Annotated in this window: 18 protein-coding genes; 12 read left to right on the forward strand and 6 right to left on the reverse strand. The window is 61.6% G+C overall.

Features of this window, described 5'->3' with window-relative positions:
* The first annotated feature begins 9 nt into the window (after positions 1-9).
* Together choX and BFQ03_RS03330 are read left to right on the forward strand one after the other, a co-directional pair.
* Positions 10-927, forward strand: a complete 918-nt coding sequence (gene choX, locus BFQ03_RS03325) for a choline ABC transporter substrate-binding protein (protein ID WP_065942471.1) — start codon at positions 10-12, stop codon at positions 925-927.
* Positions 928-1,054: 127 nt separating this feature from the next.
* Positions 1,055-2,617 (forward strand): SulP family inorganic anion transporter, encoded by a 1,563-nt coding sequence (locus BFQ03_RS03330; RefSeq protein ID WP_065942472.1) that lies wholly within the window; start codon positions 1,055-1,057, stop codon positions 2,615-2,617.
* Positions 2,618-2,725: 108 nt separating this feature from the next.
* Here BFQ03_RS03330 and aroE read toward each other — a convergent pair whose 3' ends face one another.
* Together aroE and hemF are read right to left on the reverse strand one after the other, a co-directional pair.
* Positions 2,726-3,550 (reverse strand): shikimate dehydrogenase, encoded by an 825-nt coding sequence (gene aroE, locus BFQ03_RS03335; RefSeq protein WP_065942473.1) that lies wholly within the window; start codon positions 3,548-3,550, stop codon positions 2,726-2,728.
* Entirely contained in the window at positions 3,550-4,482 is a 933-nt protein-coding gene (hemF, locus tag BFQ03_RS03340; protein ID WP_032857131.1) for an oxygen-dependent coproporphyrinogen oxidase, read from the reverse strand. The genes aroE and hemF overlap by 1 nt, the downstream gene beginning before the upstream one ends.
* Positions 4,483-4,642: 160 nt before the next feature.
* Here hemF and BFQ03_RS03345 point away from each other — a divergent pair, with 160 nt between their 5' ends.
* Positions 4,643-5,620, forward strand: a complete 978-nt coding sequence (locus BFQ03_RS03345; protein ID WP_032857132.1) for an NADPH:quinone reductase — start codon at positions 4,643-4,645, stop codon at positions 5,618-5,620.
* A gap of 104 nt (positions 5,621-5,724) precedes the next feature.
* Here the strand turns inward: BFQ03_RS03345 and BFQ03_RS03350 are convergent, their stop codons facing one another.
* Together BFQ03_RS03350 and dprA are read right to left on the reverse strand one after the other, a co-directional pair.
* Positions 5,725-6,282 (reverse strand): L-threonylcarbamoyladenylate synthase type 1 TsaC, encoded by a 558-nt coding sequence (locus BFQ03_RS03350; RefSeq protein WP_032857133.1) that lies wholly within the window; start codon positions 6,280-6,282, stop codon positions 5,725-5,727.
* 54 nt (positions 6,283-6,336) lie between these two features.
* Positions 6,337-7,431, reverse strand: a complete 1,095-nt coding sequence (dprA, locus tag BFQ03_RS03355; RefSeq protein ID WP_032857134.1) for a DNA-processing protein DprA — start codon at positions 7,429-7,431, stop codon at positions 6,337-6,339.
* A gap of 267 nt (positions 7,432-7,698) precedes the next feature.
* Here dprA and def point away from each other — a divergent pair, with 267 nt between their 5' ends.
* Genes def through BFQ03_RS03380 form a run of 5 tightly spaced genes read left to right on the forward strand, consistent with a single transcriptional unit; the run spans position 7,699 to position 12,250 of the window.
* On the forward strand, positions 7,699-8,205 hold the full coding sequence (gene def / locus BFQ03_RS03360; protein ID WP_032857135.1) for a peptide deformylase: 507 nt from the start codon (positions 7,699-7,701) through the stop codon (positions 8,203-8,205).
* A 57-nt stretch (positions 8,206-8,262) separates the two neighbouring features.
* Positions 8,263-9,213 (forward strand): methionyl-tRNA formyltransferase, encoded by a 951-nt coding sequence (gene fmt / locus BFQ03_RS03365; RefSeq protein ID WP_032857137.1) that lies wholly within the window; start codon positions 8,263-8,265, stop codon positions 9,211-9,213.
* A complete protein-coding gene (gene rsmB, locus BFQ03_RS03370; RefSeq protein WP_065942474.1) occupies positions 9,213-10,523 on the forward strand; it encodes a 16S rRNA (cytosine(967)-C(5))-methyltransferase RsmB in 1,311 nt (436 codons plus the stop codon). Before fmt ends, rsmB begins: the two co-directional genes overlap by 1 nt.
* A gap of 23 nt (positions 10,524-10,546) precedes the next feature.
* Positions 10,547-11,920 (forward strand): Trk system potassium transporter TrkA, encoded by a 1,374-nt coding sequence (trkA, locus tag BFQ03_RS03375; protein WP_032857141.1) that lies wholly within the window; start codon positions 10,547-10,549, stop codon positions 11,918-11,920.
* An 18-nt stretch (positions 11,921-11,938) separates the two neighbouring features.
* A complete protein-coding gene (locus BFQ03_RS03380) occupies positions 11,939-12,250 on the forward strand; it encodes a hypothetical protein (protein WP_032857142.1) in 312 nt (103 codons plus the stop codon).
* 62 nt (positions 12,251-12,312) lie between these two features.
* Here the strand turns inward: BFQ03_RS03380 and BFQ03_RS03385 are convergent, their stop codons facing one another.
* Together BFQ03_RS03385 and tag are read right to left on the reverse strand one after the other, a co-directional pair.
* Positions 12,313-13,200, reverse strand: coding sequence for a lysophospholipid acyltransferase (locus BFQ03_RS03385; RefSeq protein ID WP_032857144.1), 888 nt, complete (start codon positions 13,198-13,200; stop codon positions 12,313-12,315).
* A 41-nt stretch (positions 13,201-13,241) separates the two neighbouring features.
* Positions 13,242-13,799 carry a DNA-3-methyladenine glycosylase I gene (gene tag, locus BFQ03_RS03390; RefSeq protein WP_032857147.1) on the reverse strand — a complete coding sequence of 186 codons (558 nt, stop codon included), beginning with the start codon at positions 13,797-13,799 and terminating at the stop codon, positions 13,242-13,244.
* An 81-nt stretch (positions 13,800-13,880) separates the two neighbouring features.
* On the opposite strand from tag, the gene glyQ reads away from it, so the two are divergent.
* From glyQ to BFQ03_RS03410, 4 genes are all read left to right on the forward strand, one after another.
* Positions 13,881-14,834 carry a glycine--tRNA ligase subunit alpha gene (glyQ, locus tag BFQ03_RS03395; RefSeq protein ID WP_032857150.1) on the forward strand — a complete coding sequence of 318 codons (954 nt, stop codon included), beginning with the start codon at positions 13,881-13,883 and terminating at the stop codon, positions 14,832-14,834.
* Positions 14,831-16,885 (forward strand): glycine--tRNA ligase subunit beta, encoded by a 2,055-nt coding sequence (glyS, locus tag BFQ03_RS03400; protein WP_032857153.1) that lies wholly within the window; start codon positions 14,831-14,833, stop codon positions 16,883-16,885. The genes glyQ and glyS overlap by 4 nt, the downstream gene beginning before the upstream one ends.
* Positions 16,885-17,424, forward strand: a complete 540-nt coding sequence (gene gmhB / locus BFQ03_RS03405; protein ID WP_169870889.1) for a D-glycero-beta-D-manno-heptose 1,7-bisphosphate 7-phosphatase — start codon at positions 16,885-16,887, stop codon at positions 17,422-17,424. The genes glyS and gmhB overlap by 1 nt, the downstream gene beginning before the upstream one ends.
* 82 nt (positions 17,425-17,506) lie before the next feature.
* Positions 17,507-18,277, forward strand: coding sequence for a lysophospholipid acyltransferase family protein (locus BFQ03_RS03410; protein WP_032857155.1), 771 nt, complete (start codon positions 17,507-17,509; stop codon positions 18,275-18,277).
* Positions 18,278-18,309: the final 32 nt, after the last annotated feature.

Genomic DNA, 18,309 nt, shown 5'->3' on the forward strand with positions numbered 1-18,309 from the left:
GGGAAGGCCATGCAAAAGTTATCCACAGCCGTGAGTGCCGTACTGTTGTTAAGTGCTACCCAGGTGTATGCCGACGCCCATTGCGAGACGGTGAAGATGGCCGATCCGGGTTGGAGCGACATTGCCGCCACCAATGCCATTACCGGCTTTTTATTGAACGGCATGGGTTACAAGGCCAAGGTCGACACCCTGGCGGTGCCGATTACCTTTGGTGGGCTCAAGGACGGCCAGGTGGATGTGTTTATGGGCAACTGGATGCCGGCGCAGCAGGGTTTCTACGACAAGTTCGTGGCCAATGGCGATGTGGTGCAACTGGCCAAGAACCTCGAAGGCACAGAGTTCACCCTCGCGGTGCCGGACTATGTGTGGGAAGCCGGAGTGCATGACTTTGCCGACCTGAGTAAATTTGCCGACAAGTTCGACAAGAAGATCTATGGCATTGGCTCCGGCGCGCCGGCCAATCTCTCGCTGCACGAAATCATCAAGAAAAACGACTTTGAGCTGGGGCAGTGGAAACTGATCGAGTCCAGCGAACAGGCGATGCTCGCCGAAGTCTCCCGGGCGGTGAAGCGCGAGCGCTTCGTCACCTTCCTCGGCTGGACACCGCACCCAATGAACGTGCAACTGAAGATGCGTTACCTCAAGGGCGGGGAAAAATACTTCGGCGACACCGGCAGCGTGTACACCCTGACGCGCAAAGGTTATGCACAGACCTGCCCGAATGTGGCCAGACTGCTGACCAACCTTAAATTTACCCAGGACATGGAGAACAGCATCATGGCCGAGGTGGTGAACAACAAGGTCAGCAATAGCGAAGCGGCGAAGGCGTGGATCAAGGCCAACCCGGCGGTATTGGACACGTGGCTGGAGGGGGTTCAAACCCTCGATGGCCAGGACGCATTGGCGGCGGTCAAAGCCAAACTCTAAAACCCATCCCCTGTAGGGGCCGGCTTGCCGGCGAAGCACTCGAAAACGCCGCGTTTTTTCAGACAACCCGCGTTATCGTTACCCATCTTCGCGAGCAAGCTCGCTCCTACAGTATTTCGAGCGATCCATGTCCCGGCCCCACACTCTGCTCCCATTCCTGCGCTGGCTACCACGCCAGACCCGCGCCAGCGTCAGCCGGGATGCGCTGGTCGGCCTCAGCGGCGCGGTGCTGGCCTTGCCGCAATCGATCGCCTATGCCCTGATCGCCGGCCTGCCTCCCGAATACGGCCTGTATGCAGCGATCATCCCGGTGCTGATTGCCTGCCTGTGGGGCTCGTCCTGGCATCTGATCTGCGGCCCGACGGCAGCGATTTCCATTGTGCTCTACGCCAGTATCAGTCCGCTGGCGGTGCCCGGCTCCCAGGACTACATCACCCTGATCCTGCTGCTGACGTTTCTGGCCGGGGTCTTCCAATGGCTATTGGGCATGCTGCGCTTTGGCGCATTGGTCAATTTCGTCTCCCATTCCGTCGTGCTCGGCTTCACCCTCGGCGCTGCGGTGGTCATTGCCCTGGGCCAATTACCCAACCTGATGGGGCTGGACCTGCCCAGCCAGGGCACGGCGTTCAACAGCCTGCTGGCGTTGATCGACCACGGCGGCGAGTGGGATCGCCCCTCACTGGCCCTTGGGCTCGGCACCTTGCTGGTGGGCGTGCTGCTCAAATACTGGGCGCCGCGCTGGCCGAGCCTGCTGATTGCGCTGGTCCTGGGCAGCCTGGCGGCGTGGTTGTGGCCGGCGATGTTCGGGCATGTGGCGCGGGTCAGTGCGTTTGTCGGCCAACTGCCGCCGTTCAGCCCATTGCCGCTGGATGTGGACATGATCCTGCGCCTGCTGCCCAGTGCCGTGGCGGTGGGCATGCTGGGGCTGGTGACCAGCCTGTCGATTGCCCGCTCGCTGTCGGCGCGTTCGCAGCAATTGCTCGACGCCAATCAGGAAGTGCGTGCCCAAGGCTTATCCAACATCGTCGGCGGATTTTTCTCGGGCTACCTGTCGGCCGGTTCCTTCACCCGCTCGGGCCTGAGTTATGAGGCGGGCGCCTGTTCGCCGCTGGCGGGGGTATTTTCGGCATTGTGGGTCGCGCTGTTTGCGCTGTTCGGCGCGACGTTGATTACGCACATTCCAATCCCGAGCATGGCCGCCAGCATCCTGTTGATCTGCTGGGGCCTGGTGGATCATCGCGGCATCCGCGCGTTGTGGCGGGTCAGCCGGGCAGAGTGTGTGGTGATGGGCCTGACCTGCCTGGCCACGCTGCTGCTGGAGTTGCAAACGGCGATCTATGCCGGGGTGCTGGCGTCGCTGTTTTTCTACCTCAAGCGGACGTCGCAGCCGCGGGTCCAGCAGTTGCGTGACGGTGAAGACGATGTGTTGCGGGTCGGCGGCTCGATTTTCTTTGGCGCCAGCCATTACCTGCAAGTGCGCTTGCAGCGCCTGCAAGGCCAGCGGGTGGTGATCGAGGCGCAGCAGATCAACTTTATCGACTATTCCGGGGTGGAGATGCTGCACCAGGAAGCACGCCGGTTGCGCGGGTTGGGGCGTAGCCTGACGTTGCGCCGGGCGCGGCCGCAGGTGGTCGAGGAGTTGAAGAAACTGGAAGGGGCCGACAAGTGCCCGATCCATTTCGAAGACTGACACGGTCAAACACTGTAGGAGCTGGCTTGCCTGCGATAGCGGTGTATCAGTTGGCACATCCGGCGCTGACCCACCGCTATCGCAGGCAAGCCAGCTCCCACATTAGAATTAGTTAGCCGCCAGTAGTTTGCGCAGTTCAGCCAGCACCGGCGCCGAATCCGGCCGCACGCCACGCCACAGGTAGAAGGCTTCCGCCGCCTGCTCCACCAGCATGCCCAAGCCGTCCATCGCCACCACGGCGCCGTGCCCTGTGGCCCAGCGGCAGAATGCGGTCGGCTCCTTGGCGTACATCATGTCGTAGCAAAAGGTCTTGCCTGGTTCGATCAAGCTACTGGCAATCGGCGGTACATCGCCTGACAGACTGGCCGAGGTGGCATTGATGATCAGGTCCACCGGCTCACTCAGCCAATCAAAACCGCTGGCGGACACCGGCCCCAGGTCGTCGAACAGCTCGGCCAGCAACTCGGCTTTTTCCACGGTGCGGTTGGCGATGATCAGCGAAGCGGGTTGTTGCGCCAGCAGTGGCTCCAGTGCACCGCGCACCGCGCCACCGGCGCCGAGCAACAGGATGCGCTTGCCCGTCAGGCTCAGGCCGGCGTTGACGGTCAGGTCGCGTACCAGGCCGGCGCCATCGGTGTTATCGCCCAACAGGCTGCCATCGGCCAGCTTGCTCAGGGTGTTCACCGCGCCGGCACGCTGGGCGCGCTCGGTCAGGGCATTGGCCAGGCGATAGGCTTCTTCCTTGAACGGTACGGTGACGTTGGCGCCGCGCCCTTGCTGGAAAAATTCGCGAGCGCAGCCGGTGAAATCCTCCAGTGGCGCCAGCAACGTGCTGTAGTCCAACGCCTCACCGGTCTGCTCGGCAAACAGGCGATGAATCAGCGGCGACTTGCTGTGACCGATGGGGTTGCCGAACACCACATAACGATCCATCAGCTGGCCACCTGGGGCGCAGCAAGGCCGAGCCAGTCACGGTCTTGCAGGAAGTAGTCGGTCAGGCGGGCTTCTTCGCTGCCGGCGGTAGCCTTCCAGTCATAGCTCCAGCGCACTTGCGGTGGCAGCGACATCAGGATCGACTCGGTACGCCCACCCGACTGCAGGCCAAACAGCGTGCCACGGTCGTAGACCAGGTTGAATTCCACATAGCGACCCCGGCGGAACTCCTGGAACTGGCGCTGCTCCTCGGTGTAGGCCATCGCTTGACGGCGCTGGACGATCGGCAGGTAGGCGTCGATGTAGGCATCGCCAATGGCACGTATGAAGGCGAAGCAGGTGTCGAAGTCCCATTCGTTCAAGTCATCGAAGAACAGGCCGCCGATACCACGGGGCTCGTTGCGATGCTTGATGTGGAAGTAGCTGTCGCACCAGGCCTTGTAGCGTGGGTAAACGTCTGCACCGAACGGCGCGCAGGCCTGCTCGGCCACGCGGTGCCAGTGGATGCAGTCCTCTTCGTTGCCGTAGTAGGGCGTCAGGTCGAAGCCACCACCGAACCACCACACAGGTTCTTCACCTTCCTTCTCGGCGATGAAAAATCGCACATTGGCGTGGGACGTCGGCACATGTGGGTTATGCGGGTGGATCACCAGCGATACGCCGAGGGCTTCAAAACCGCGTCCGGCGAGTTCCGGGCGGTGGGCGCTGGCGGACGGTGGCAGACCGCTGCCGAACACGTGGGAAAAGTTGACGCCGCCTTTCTCAATCACCGCGCCATTTTCGATCACACGGGTGCGACCGCCGCCACCGGCAGGCCGGGTCCAGGCGTCTTCGATAAAGCGGGTATGCGTCTCGAAGGTTTCCAGGGCGCTGCAAATGCGGTCTTGCAGGTCGAGCAGGTAGGCTTTTACAGCCTCGGTGCGGGTAGTCATGGCATCACCTTGAATCGGGCAAAGCTACGCGAGGCCATTGGGCGTCGGCGGCAAAGGGGCGCACAGGATACCACCGCGCCGGGCGCTGCCACAGTTGACGAAGATCAAGCATAGGAGTCCGATAGGAGCCCTTCACGAAATTGACTTGAGGACAGAGCAGATGGCCAGACGTATCCAGTTCAGCGCCCACGGCGGCCCCGAAGTACTTGAGTATGTGGACTACACGCCGGCAGAACCGGGCCCGCAACAGGTCCGTGTGCGCAACAAGGCCATTGGCCTGAATTTTATCGACACCTATTACCGCAGCGGCCTGTATGCACCACCGGCCTTGCCCTCGGGCCTGGGCGCCGAAGGTGCTGGCGTGGTGGATGCGGTGGGCAGCGAAGTCACGCAGTTCAAGGTCGGCGACCGCGTGGCCTACGGCAGCGGCCCACTGGGTGCCTATAGCGAACTGCATGTGCTACCCGCGGCCAACCTGGTGCATCTGCCAGACGCGATCAGCTTCGAACAGGCCGCTGGCGCCATGCTCAAGGGCCTGACGGTGCAATACCTGTTGCGCCAGACCTATGAACTCAAAGGCGGTGAAACCATTCTGTTCCACGCCGCTGCCGGTGGCGTCGGCTCCCTGGCCTGCCAATGGGCCAAGGCCCTGGGCGTGAAGCTGATCGGCACGGTCAGTTCGCCGGAAAAAGCCGCCTTGGCCAAATCCCTCGGCGCCTGGGAAACCATCGACTACAGCCATGAAAATGTCCCGCAGCGCGTGCTGGAGCTGACCGACGGCAAGAAGTGCCCGGTGGTGTATGACGGCGTGGGCAAGGACACCTGGCTCGCCTCACTGGACAGCGTCGCGCCCCGTGGCCTGCTGGTGAGTTTCGGCAATGCGTCGGGCGCGGTGGACGGGGTTAACCTGGGGATTCTGGCGGCGAAAGGCTCGCTGTACGTGACCCGGCCGACGCTGGCGACCTACGCCAACAATCCGCAGAACCTGCAGGCCATGGCCGATGACCTGTTTGCCATGATCGAAAGTGGCAAGGTGCGGATTGATATCAACCAGCGTTATTCGTTGGCAGAGGCGGCGAAGGCGCAGGTGGAGTTGTCGGGGCGGCGGACCACTGGGTCGACCATTCTCTTGCCATAAGATCTCGGTTGTTTGGCAGACCGCTCCCACATTCGCCCGATTTCCAACATGGGAATGCGCTCGAATGTGGGAGCGGGCTTGCCCGCGATGGCTGCACCGCGGTCTCAAGACGGGCGCCGCACCTCGCCCGTTGCCAGATCCCGAATCAAACTCGGGTTCTTGCGCCCACCCAGGCTGCCACCCAACACCAGATCCACCTGACCACGGAAATACTGCTCCACCCGGATCCGCGAACGCGCCGCCGGTCGGCCTTGTGGGTTGGCAGAGGTGGAAATCAGCGGCCCCACCAGCGAGCACAAATCGCGCACCAGCGGATGATCACTGACCCGCAATGCCACCGTGTCATGCACACCGGTAATCCATTCAGGCAATAAGTCCTGGTGAGGCACCAGCCAGGTATTGGGCCCAGGCCAGGTACTGGCCATGCGGTCGATCCAGGTGTCCGGGAAGTCTTCGAACAGAAAGTCGAATTGCCGGATATTGTCAGCGATCAGGATCAAGCCCTTGTCCACCGAGCGACCCTTGATCGCCAGCAAACGATCCACCGCGTCCTCGTTCCACGGATCGCAGCCCAGGCCCCACACGGCCTCGGTCGGATAGGCAATCACCGCGCCTGCGCGAATCTCTCGTGCGGCTTGTTGCACACGCCACCTGTTGACCATTACTTACTCTCCGGACTAAAGCTCTGCGCAGTTTACCGATCTTCGTTACAAAACCTAACTGCGCGCAAACCAGCGACCACTTTCGCAGATCACCCGGCCCGCAAGCTCCAGTTCGGTGAGGCTCGCCAACACCTGGGACAAGGTCTGGCCACTGGCAATGGCCAAGCCTTCGCTGGTCTGGGGCGCGGCGTGCAACAGCGCCACCAGCGGATGGGTTACCGCCATTGGCGCAGGCCGCGATAACGCCTGCCAACCGCGCAAGCCTTCAAGGATGTGTTCGATGGTTTCCACCAGCACTGCGCCATCGCGGATCAATTGATGGCAGCCTCTGGCGCCGGGATGATGAATCGACCCCGGTATTGCATACACCTCGCGCCCCTGTTCGGCAGCCAGCCGTGCGGTGATCAGCGAACCACTGGCAACACTGGCCTCTACCACCAGCACGCCCAGGGACAGGCCACTGATAATGCGGTTGCGCCGTGGGAAGTTGCCGGCCTGGGGACCGGCGTCCAGTGGGAACTCGGAAACCACCGCGCTGCCCTGGGCAATCATCGCCTCGGCAAGCCGTCGGTGACGCTGTGGATAAAAATTTTCCAGGCCAGTGCCCAACACCCCGATTGTCTGACCACCGACATCTAATGCCGCTTGGTGGGCCGCCCCATCAATGCCCAGGGCCAGGCCGCTGGTGATGACAAAACCGGCACTCGCCAGGCTGCGGGAAAAGGCCGCCGCCGTATCCATTCCGGGCCTGGACGCACGTCGGCTGCCAACCATGGCCAACTGCGGTTTTTCCAGGATGGCAGGGGTTCCGGCCACGAATAACAACGGTGGCGCGTCGTCCAACTCGGCCAGCAACGCCGGGTAGTCGGGCTGGTCCCACATCAGCAAATGTTGGGCCGGACGCTCTAGCCAGGCCAATGCAACGCTGGCGCCATCGCGCACTTGCGCACTGCGCCGGGCCTCGGCGCAGGCTGCCGGCAACCCCAGCGAACGCCAGGCACTGGCTGGGGCGCCGATGGCTTTCGAGGCGCAGCCAAAGGCTTCGATCAATGTTTTGAAACGCCTGGGACCCAGCTCCGGCATGCGGTGCAAACGCAGGCGGGCTTCGAGCTCGGCAGGGGAAATATCCGGGGTCTGGATTACTGACATATGATCATCCTTGATCAGGAACAAGCTGTGGATAACTCTGTTGGTAACTTCTTTAGCAGGCTAATTATTGCAACTGGTTATTGCCGCCCAACCTGGCGGCACGTTTTGAAGACGAGTAGCGATTTCCTCACGGGGGCAATCTCCTTTATTATGTGCGTTCGCGTGAAATGCCTTGGCCTTCGCGGCTTGCGAGCGTTTCACACCGGCCATGCGGGTTGTACCCCGACGCCGATTTGCCTTTACCTCACATGTGCAGCAATTACGCTTATGGCTATTTTGAACATCCTCGAATTCCCGGACTCGCGCCTGCGCACTATCGCCAAACCGGTGGCCGTAGTGGACGACAAGGTTCGTCAGTTGGTCGATGACATGTTTGAAACAATGTATGAAGCCCCGGGCATCGGCCTTGCCGCGACCCAGGTCAACGTGCACCTGCGCGTGGTGGTCATGGACCTGTCCGAAGACCGCAGCGAACCGATGGTGTACATCAACCCCGAGTTCGAGCCGTTGACCGAAGAGATGGGCGAGTACCAGGAAGGTTGCCTGTCGGTGCCGGAGTTCTACGAGAACGTCGAACGCCCGCTGCGCGTCAAGATCAAGGCCCTGGACCGCGACGGCAAGCCATTCGAGCTGATTGCCGAAGGCCTGCTGGCGGTGTGTATCCAGCATGAGTGTGACCACCTCAACGGCAAGCTGTTTGTCGATTACCTGTCCACGCTCAAACGCGACCGGATCAAGAAGAAACTGGAAAAGAAGCATCGCCAGCAAGCTTGATTCCCTTCTTTCAAAGGCTTGCTCCGGCAAGCCTTTTTCTTTTGTGAGACGTTTCCCATGACCGAGCCACTGCGCATCGTTTTTGCCGGCACCCCCGAATTTGCCGCCGAACACCTCAAGGCCCTGCTTGCCAGCCCTTATGAAATCGTCGCGGTGTACACCCAGCCGGATCGGCCGGCCGGCCGTGGGCAAAAACTGATGCCCAGCCCGGTCAAGCAACTGGCCTTGGAGAACGGCATTACCGTGCTGCAGCCGCCGACACTGCGTAATGCAGAGGCCCAGGCTGAACTGGCCGCGCTGAAGCCTGACTTGCTGGTAGTGGTGGCGTACGGCCTGATCCTGCCGCAAGCGGTGCTGGATATTCCACGCCTGGGCTGCATCAACAGCCACGCCTCGCTGCTGCCACGCTGGCGCGGCGCCGCACCGATCCAACGTGCGGTGCAAGCCGGTGACGCCGAAAGCGGCGTGACGGTAATGCGCATGGAGGCCGGCCTGGACACGGGCCCGATGCTGCTTAAAGTCACCACGCCAATCACGGCTCAAGACACCGGCGGCAGCCTGCATGACCGCCTGGCCGAGATGGGCCCGCCTGCGGTGATCCAGGCGATTGCCGGCCTCGCTGCCGGCACCTTGGAAGGCCAAGTGCAGGACGACAGCCTCGCCACCTACGCCCACAAGCTGAACAAGGACGAAGCGCGCATCGACTGGCGCCGCCCGGCCGTTGAGCTGGAGCGCCTGGTACGTGCCTTCAACCCGTGGCCGATCTGCCACAGCACCCTCAATGGCGAAGCGCTGAAAGTCCTCGCCGCCAACCTGGCCGAAGGCCATGGCGCGCCCGGTGAAATCATCGGTGCCAGCAAGGATGGCCTGCTGGTAGCGTGCGGGGAGCAGGCCTTGTGTCTGACCCGTCTGCAATTGCCTGGCGGCAAGGCGCTGAACTTCAGCGATTTGCTCAACAGCCGTCGTGAGAAATTTGCCCCCGGCATCATCCTTGGAGTGGACGCTTGATGAACCCGCGTTTGGCCGCCGCCAAGGCCCTGGCCGCCGTGCTCAATGGCAAGGCTTCCCTGAACAGTTCGCTGCCGGTGCAACTGGATAAAGTCGAAGACCGTGATCGCGGTTTCACCCAGGACCTGGCATTTGGCACCGCGCGTTGGCAGCCGCGTTTGTCGGCCCTGGCCGCCAAGTTGCTGCAAAAGCCGTTCAAGGCCGCCGATGCCGACGTCGAGGCGTTGCTGCTGGTGGGGCTTTACCAACTGCTCTACAGCCGCGTGCCGGCCCACGCCGCCATCGGTGAAACCGTGGGCTGCGCCGACAAGCTGAAAAAGCCCTGGGCCAAGGCCCTGCTCAACGCTGTGTTACGCCGCGCCCAGCGTGAAAGCGAAGCCCTGCTGGCCGAACTGGAGCACGACCCGGTAGTGCGCACCGCGCACCCACGCTGGCTGCAAAAATCCCTCAAGGCGTTCTGGCCAGAGCAGTGGGAAGCCATCTGCGCTGCCAACAACGCCCACCCGCCAATGATTCTGCGGGTCAATCGCCGCCACAACAGCCGCGATACCTATCTCACGCTGCTGGTAAATGCCGGCATCAATGCCAGCGCCTGTGTGTACAGCCAGGACGGTATCGTGCTCGAAACGGCAGGTGATGTACGCAGCCTGCCAGGCTTTGCCGAAGGCTGGATAAGCGTGCAGGACGAAGCCGCGCAACTGGCCGCCGACCTGCTCGACCTGGCGCCGGGCCAACGGGTGCTGGACGCCTGCTGCGCGCCTGGCGGCAAGACCTGCCACATCATGGAAGTCCAGCCGGGCCTGGCCGGCGTGGTTGCCGTGGATCTGGAAGCCAAGCGCCTGGTGCGTGTGCGCGAAAACCTCGCACGCCTGGGCCTGGAAGCCGAGTTGATTGCCGCCGACGGTCGCGACACCGCCACCTGGTGGGATGGCAAACCGTTCCAGCGCATCCTGCTCGACGCACCGTGCTCTGCCACCGGCGTGATCCGCCGCCACCCGGATATCAAACTGACCCGCCAACCCGATGACATCGCCGCCCTGGCCGTACTGCAAGGCGAGTTGCTGGACGCGTTGTGGCCGACGCTGGAAGTCGGTGGCATCCTGCTCTACGCCACCTGTTCGACGTTGCCGACCGAGAACACCGAGGTGATCCAAGCCTTCCTCGCCCGCACCAGCGGCGCACGGGAGTTGGACATCGCCACCACAGCCGGCATCAAGCAGCCCCATGGCCGCCAGTTGCTGGCGCAGGAAGGCGGGCACGATGGCTTCTATTACGCCAAGCTGATCAAGATTGCCGCTGCACGCGGTTGAATGGTTTTTAAGGGAGTGAACGGATGAAGATCATCATCCTCGGAGCAGGGCAGGTTGGCGGCACGCTGGCCGAGCACTTGGCCGGTGAAGCCAACGACATTACCGTGGTCGACACCGATGCCGAACGCCTGCGAAGCCTGGGCGATCGCCTGGATATCCGTACGGTGCAGGGGCGGGCCTCGTTTCCGACCGTATTGCGCCAGGCCGGCGCCGATGACGCCGACATGCTGGTGGCGGTAACCAACAGCGACGAGACCAACATGGTCGCCTGCCAGGTCGCCCATACACTGTTCCACACCCCGACCAAGATCGCCCGGGTGCGTGAAGCGGCCTACCTGACCCGCGCCGGCCTGTTCGACAACGACGCGATTCCGGTAGACGTGCTGATCAGCCCGGAGCAAGTGGTCACTCACTACATCAAGCGCCTGATCGAAATCCCCGGCGCGCTACAGGTGATCGATTTCGCCGAAGGCAAGGCGCAACTGGTCGCGGTCAAGGCTTACTACGGCGGCCCGCTGGTCGGCCAGCAATTGCGCCAACTGCGCGAACACATGCCCAACGTAGATACCCGCGTGGCCGCGATTTTCCGCCGCGACCGGCCGATCCTGCCCCAGGGCGACACGGTGATCGAAGCCGACGACGAAGTATTCTTCATCGCCGCCAAGGCCAATATTCGTGCAGTGATGAGTGAAATGCGCCGGCTCGACGAGAGCTACAAGCGCATCGTCATCGCGGGCGGCGGGCAGATTGGCGAGCGCCTGGCCGAGGCCATCGAAAGCCGCTACCAGGTGAAGATCATCGAGATGAACCCTGCACGCTGCCGCTATCTGTCCGATACCCTCGACAGCACCGTGGTCCTGCAAGGCAGCGCCTCGGACCGCGACCTGCTGATGGAAGAAAACATCGCCGACGCCGATATCTTCCTGGCCCTGACCAACGACGACGAAGCCAACATCATGTCGTCGCTGCTGGCCAAGCGGCTGGGGGCCAAGAAAGTGATGACCATCATCAACAACCCGGCCTATGTGGACCTGATCCAGGGCGGTGACATCGACATCGCCATCAGCCCGCAATTGGCGACCATCGGCACCTTGCTGGCCCACGTGCGGCGCGGCGATATCGTCAGCGTGCACTCACTGCGCCGAGGCGCGGCGGAAGCCATCGAAGCGATTGCCCATGGCGACTCGAAGTCGAGCAAGGTGATCGGCCGGGCGATTCGCGATATCGGCTTGCCACCGGGCACCACCATTGGCGCGATCATTCGGGATGAAGAAGTGATCATCGCCCATGACGACACGGTAATCGCCACAGGGGACCATGTGATTCTGTTCCTGGTGGATAAGAAACATATCCGCGATGTGGAGAAGCTGTTCCACGTGGGGTTGAGCTTCTTCTGATCAAACGGAGTGATTGAAATGCTCGAATCCCTGGAAAAAATGCTCGCCAAGGGTGTGGATAACTCACTGCTGCGCTTTGGTTTGGGCAAGGGTTACCTGGACCTGAAAGACAACGCCAAAGCGGCTGAGCATTTGCAAAAATGCGTCGAGTTCGATCCGAAGTATTCGGCGGCGTGGAAGCTGTTGGGCAAGGCGCATGCGGGTTTGGGTGATAACGCTGCGGCGCGGCTGGCGTGGGAGCAGGGGATTGCAGCGGCCCTGGCCCATGGCGACAAGCAGGCCGAAAAAGAGATGACGGTGTTCCTGAAAAAACTCGATCGCCTGGCTTAACCAAAATCAAAATGTGGGAGCGGGCTTGCTCGCTCCCACATTGGTTTTGTGTCGACCTTGAATCAGTACCAGCGCGCCTCGCCCGGCGGGCGTTTCTTGAAGCGTTTCATGCTCCACATGTACTGGCTCGGGTACGCCCCGACATAACGTTCCACCACCTTGCTCATCGCCGCGCAGGACGTGGCCGTGTCGGTGCTGTACATATCTTCCGGCGCCGCTTCCAGGATCACTTTGTAGCCCGAGCCATCCGGCAGCCGCAGGGCATGCAGGAACACACCCACCGCCTTATGACCCGCGAGCATGTTCGGCACGAATTTGCTGGTCAGCGCCTGGGTGGCAAAGAACGGTACGAAGATTCCGGCCGACTCTGCCGGTTCCGGGTCAGCGGGGATCCCCACCTGGCCGCCCTTGCGGACTTCCTTGATCACACTGAGGATGCCTTCCTTGGTGGACGCCGCCACACGGTTGCCCAATTGCACACGCTGTTTGCGCAACAGTTCGTCCACCGCCTTGAGCTTGGGCGGACGATAGAAAATGATCGGTTTGCACTGGCTGCAATAGAAGTGGTTCAACACTTCCCAGTTGCCCAGGTGACTGGTGATGCCCACCACACCTTTGCCCGAAGCCAACGCCTCATGCAGGACCTCCAGGCCTTCGACTTCGCGCACCAGGTCGATGGAGCGCTGGGCCGGCCAGATCCAGGCGCAGGCACTTTCGGTCAGGGACTTACCGATATCCATCAGGCTCTGGCCCACCAGGCGCTCGCGCTCGGCCGGGTCCATGTCCGGGAAACACTTGGAGAGGTTGATCCGCACCGTGTCGCGGGAGCGGTTGGGGGTTTTCCACATGATCCAGCCGATGGCCGTGCCAACCGCCTGGACGGCGCGCCAGGGCAGCAAGGCAAACAACCGAAGAGCGCCTACCAGCAAGGCGCCTTTTAACTTTTCCACAGGTCACTCCTGATGTTGTGCGGTGCGCAAAGTACGCCATTCTACCCGGCGTTGACCAAGTCCGCGTAACGGTCGCAGTCCTGAGTGTGGTCCATGACCATGCCCGAGGCCTGCATGAACGCGTAGCAGATGGTCGGCCCGACGAACGTGAAGCCGGCTTTCTTGAGGGCTTTGCTCATGGCCTCGGCCTGTGGCGTAATCGCCGGGACTTCGCTGCGGTCCTTGAAATGGTTGACCTTGGGCACGCCGCCGACAAACGACCAGAGCAACCCCACCGGGTCCTCTAGCGCCAGCCAGGCCGCGGCATTGCGCCGGGTGGCGTTGAGCTTGAGACGGTTGCGCACGATGCCCGGATCGAGCATCAATGCTTCGATCTCGGCGTCAGTCAGTTGCGCCAGACGCTGTGCATCAAAACCAAACAAGACCTTCCGATAATGCTCGCGTTTGCGTAAAACGGTGATCCAGGACAGGCCCGCCTGGAACCCTTCGAGCAAAAGCAGTTCAAACAAACCCTGCGCATCGCGCAGCGGCGTTCCCCACTCCTGATCGTGATAAGCCATGTACAGCGGATCTTCAGAACACCAAAAGCAGCGTGGCATAAGGCTCCAGGGAGTGGTGGCAGGGCCGAATCGGGTATACTGCCGCCCTTTAAATCGCAGCCCAAGTAACAGGTGAATTTTGTGAGCCAGCCTACGCCAGCCGTGCGTACCTTCCAAGACTTGATCCTCGCCCTCCAGCAATACTGGGCCGAGCAAGGTTGTGTGGTACTTCAGCCCTACGATATGGAAGTAGGCGCCGGCACTTTCCACACCGCAACATTCCTGCGGGCCATCGGCCCGGAAACCTGGAACGCCGCTTATGTGCAGCCCAGTCGTCGCCCGACTGACGGCCGCTACGGCGAAAACCCCAACCGCCTGCAGCACTACTATCAGTTCCAGGTCGTCCTCAAGCCGAACCCGGACAACTTCCAGGAGTTGTACCTGGGCTCGTTGAAGCATGTCGGCCTGGACCCGCTGGTCCACGACATCCGTTTCGTCGAAGACAACTGGGAGTCGCCAACCCTGGGCGCCTGGGGCCTGGGCTGGGAAGTCTGGCTCAATGGCATGGAAGTGACGCAGTTCACTTACTTCCAGCAAGCCGGTGGCATCGAGTGCTACCCGGTGACCGGCGAGATCACCTACGGCCTTGAGCGCCTGGCCATGTACCTGCAAGGCGTGGACTCGGTCTACGACCTGGTGTGGGCTGACGGCCCGTTCGGCAAAGTGACCTACGGCGATGTGTTCCACCAGAACGAAGTGGAGCAATCGACCTACAACTTCGAACACGCCAACGTCGAGAAGCTGTTCGAACTGTTCGACTTCTATGAAAGCGAAGCCAAGCGCCTGATCGAACTCGACCAGCCGCTGCCGTTGCCAAGCTATGAAATGGTGTTGAAGGCGTCCCATACCTTCAACCTGCTGGACGCCCGCCGTGCCATCTCGGTAACCGCGCGCCAGCAATACATCCTGCGTGTACGCACCCTGGCGCGTGCCGTCGCCCAAGCCTACCTGCTGGCTCGCGCCAAGCTGGGCTTCCCGATGGCCACCCCGGATTTGCGTGATGAAGTGTTGGCTAAGCTGGAGGCTGCACAATGAGTGCTCAAGATTTCCTGGTTGAACTGGGCACCGAAGAGCTGCCACCCAAGGCCCTGAACACCCTGGCCGATGCATTTTTGGCCGGTATCGAAAAAGGTCTGCTGGCTGCCGGCCTGACGTTTGAAGCCAAGAAGGTCTACGCCGCGCCACGTCGTCTGGCGGTGTTGCTGACCGCGCTGCAAACCCAGCAGCCGGACCGCAGCATCAACCTCGACGGCCCGCCACGCCAGGCTGCCTTCGATGCCGACGGCAACCCGACCCAGGCCGCCCTGGGTTTTGCCAAGAAGTGTGGTGTAGAGCTGAGCGAGATCGACCAGAGCGGCCCGAAACTGCGTTTCAGCCAGGTCATCACCGGCAAGCCGACCGCCAGCCTGCTGCCGACCATCGTTGAAGACTCGCTGAACGACCTGCCGATTCCCAAGCGCATGCGCTGGGGTGCGCGCAAAGAAGAATTCGTACGCCCGACCCAATGGCTGGTGATGCTGCTCGGTGATGACGTCATCGATTGCACCATCCTCGCCCAGAAGGCCGGCCGCGATTCCCGTGGTCATCGCTTCCACCATCCGCACAGCGTGCGTATCAGCGCACCCGCCAACTACCTCAATGACCTGCGCGCTGCCTATGTGCTGGCCGATGCCAACGAGCGTCGCGAGCTGATCAGCAAGCGCACCGAAGAGCTGGCCCGCCTGCAGGAAGGCACCGCCATCGTGCCGCCAAGCCTGCTCGACGAAGTGACCGCGCTGGTCGAGTGGCCTGTGCCGCTGGTGTGCTCGTTTGAAGAGCGCTTCCTCGATGTACCGCAAGAAGCCCTGATCACCACCATGCAGGACAACCAGAAGTACTTCTGCCTGCTGGACGTGGATGGCAAGTTGCTGCCGCGCTTTATCACCGTGGCCAACATCGAAAGCAAGGACCCGCAGCAGATCATCGCCGGTAACGAAAAAGTCGTGCGCCCGCGCCTGACCGACGCCGAGTTCTTCTTCAAGCAAGACAAGAAGCAAAAGCTCGAAGACTTCAACCTGCGCCTGCAGAACGTGGTGTTCCAAGAGAAGCTGGGCAGCGTCTACGACAAGGCTGTGCGGGTTTCCAAGCTGGCGGCCTACATCGCGCCACGCATTGGCGGCGATGCTGCCCTGGCCGCGCGCGCCGGCCTGCTGTGCAAATGCGACCTGGCCACCGAGATGGTCGGCGAGTTCCCGGAAATGCAAGGCGTTGCCGGTTACTACTACGCGCTCAATGACGGCGAGCCTGAAGACGTCGCCCTGGCCTTGAACGAGCAGTACATGCCACGTGGTGCCGGTGCCGAGCTGCCAAGCACCCTCACCGGTGCGGCCGTAGCCATCGCCGACAAGCTGGACACCCTGGTCGGTATCTTCGGTATCGGCATGTTGCCTACCGGCAGCAAAGACCCGTATGCCCTGCGCCGTGCGGCCCTGGGCGTGCTGCGCATCCTGATCGACAAGAAACTGGACCTCGACCTGACCCAGGCCGTGGTGTTCGCGGTTGGCCAGTTCGGTGGCAAGGTCAAGCAAGCCGGTTTGGCCGAGCAAGTGCTGGAGTTCGTGTTCGACCGCCTGCGTGCGCGCTACGAAGACGAAGGCGTGGACGTTTCCGTCTACCTGTCGGTACGTGCCCTGCAACCGGGTTCGGCGCTGGACTTCGACCAACGCGTACAAGCCGTACAAGCGTTCCGCAAGTTGCCAGAAGCCGATGCCCTGGCCGCCGTGAACAAGCGTGTGTCGAACCTGCTGAGCAAGGCCGACAACGCCGGTTCTGTCGAGGTCGACCCTGGCCTGTTTGCCGATGCCAAGGAGTTCTCGCTGAACTCGGCCATTGCCAAGGCAGAGAACGCAGTGAAACCGCTGATCGCCGAACGCAACTACGCCGAAGCCCTGGCGCGCCTGGCCACCTTGCGTGAGCCGGTGGATGCGTTCTTCGAAGCGGTGATGATCAATGCCGAAGATGCTGGCGTGCGCAAAAACCGCTACGCCATGTTGGCGCGCCTGCGCGGCTTGTTCGTCAACATCGCTGACATTTCGACGCTGAGCTGATCATGTTGAAACTGCTGATTCTCGATCGGGACGGGGTGATCAACTATGACTCCGACGCTTACATCAAGTCGGTGGAGGAGTGGATCCCGCTGCCCGGCTCGATCGAGGCCATCGCGCAGTTGAGCAAGGCCGGCTGGACGGTAGCCATTGCTACCAACCAGTCCGGCATCGCTCGCGGCTACTACGACATCGCCACCCTGGACGCCATGCACGCGCGCCTGCGCACGTTGGTGGCAGAGCAGGGCGGTGAGGTGGGGCTGGTTGTGTACTGCCCCCATGGACCGGACGAGGGCTGCGATTGCCGCAAACCCAAGCCTGGCATGTTGAAAATCATTTCAGAACATTACAAGGTGCCCCTGGCTGGGATATGGTTCGTCGGGGACAGTCTCGGTGACCTGGAGGCGGCCAAAGCCGTCGACTCTCAGCCAGTTTTGGTAAAAACCGGAAAAGGCGAAAAGACCCAGGCGAAAAACCTGCCGGTAGGCACCTTGATTTTTGACGATCTGGCGGCGGTTGCCGCAGAACTTATCAACAACTAGTCGCCCTCGACTTCCTGACCAAGGACTGTTCGGGAGTGCACTTTTAACAGGCGGGCGTTGTCCCGCAACGGTAAATGCTGCCATGTCGATTTTGCAGGCCATCAGAACCTTCTTCTTTTACCTGCTACTGGGCACCAGTTCGTTTCTCTGGTGCACCCTGAGCTTTTTTATTGCGCCCTTTTTGCCATTCAAGGCGCGCTATCGCTTTATCAACGTCTATTGGTGCCGCTGCGCGTTGTGGCTGTCCAAGGTGTTCCTGGGTATTCGTTTCGAGGTCAAGGGCGCCGAGAATGTCCCGGACCAGCCGTGCGTGATCCTGTCGAACCACCAGAGCACCTGGGAAACCTTTTTCCTTTCTGCCTACTTCTCGCCCCTGAGCCAGGTGCTCAAGCGTGAGTTGCTGTTCGTACCGTTCTTTGGCTGGGCCATGGCCATGTTGCGCCCGATTGCTATCGACCGGGACAACCCCAAGGCCGCACTCAAGCATGTGGCGAAGAAGGGTGACGAGTTGCTCAAGGACGGTGTTTGGGTACTGATCTTCCCTGAAGGCACCCGCGTGCCCTTTGGCACTGTAGGCAAGTTCTCACGAGGTGGTACGGCATTGGCCGTCAACGCCAACCTGCCGGTGCTGCCGATTGCTCACAATGCTGGCAAGTTCTGGCCCAAGGAAGGCTGGGCCAAGCGTAAAGGCACCATCACCGTGGTGATCGGCGAGCCGATGTATGCCGAAGGGGAAGGACCGCGTGCAATTGCAGCGCTCAATGACCGCGCGGCGGCCTGGAATGAAGCGCAACAGCGGGCCATGGGTTCGCTGCCGCCACTACCGGTTGCAGAAGACCAGGCAGTGATCTGACGTTCTGTGGATAACCTGTGTACGGTTTGTTG

Source organism: Pseudomonas sp. 25 R 14 (assembly GCF_900004755.1).
GTDB classification, from domain to species: Bacteria; Pseudomonadota; Gammaproteobacteria; order Pseudomonadales; family Pseudomonadaceae; genus Aquipseudomonas; species Aquipseudomonas brenneri.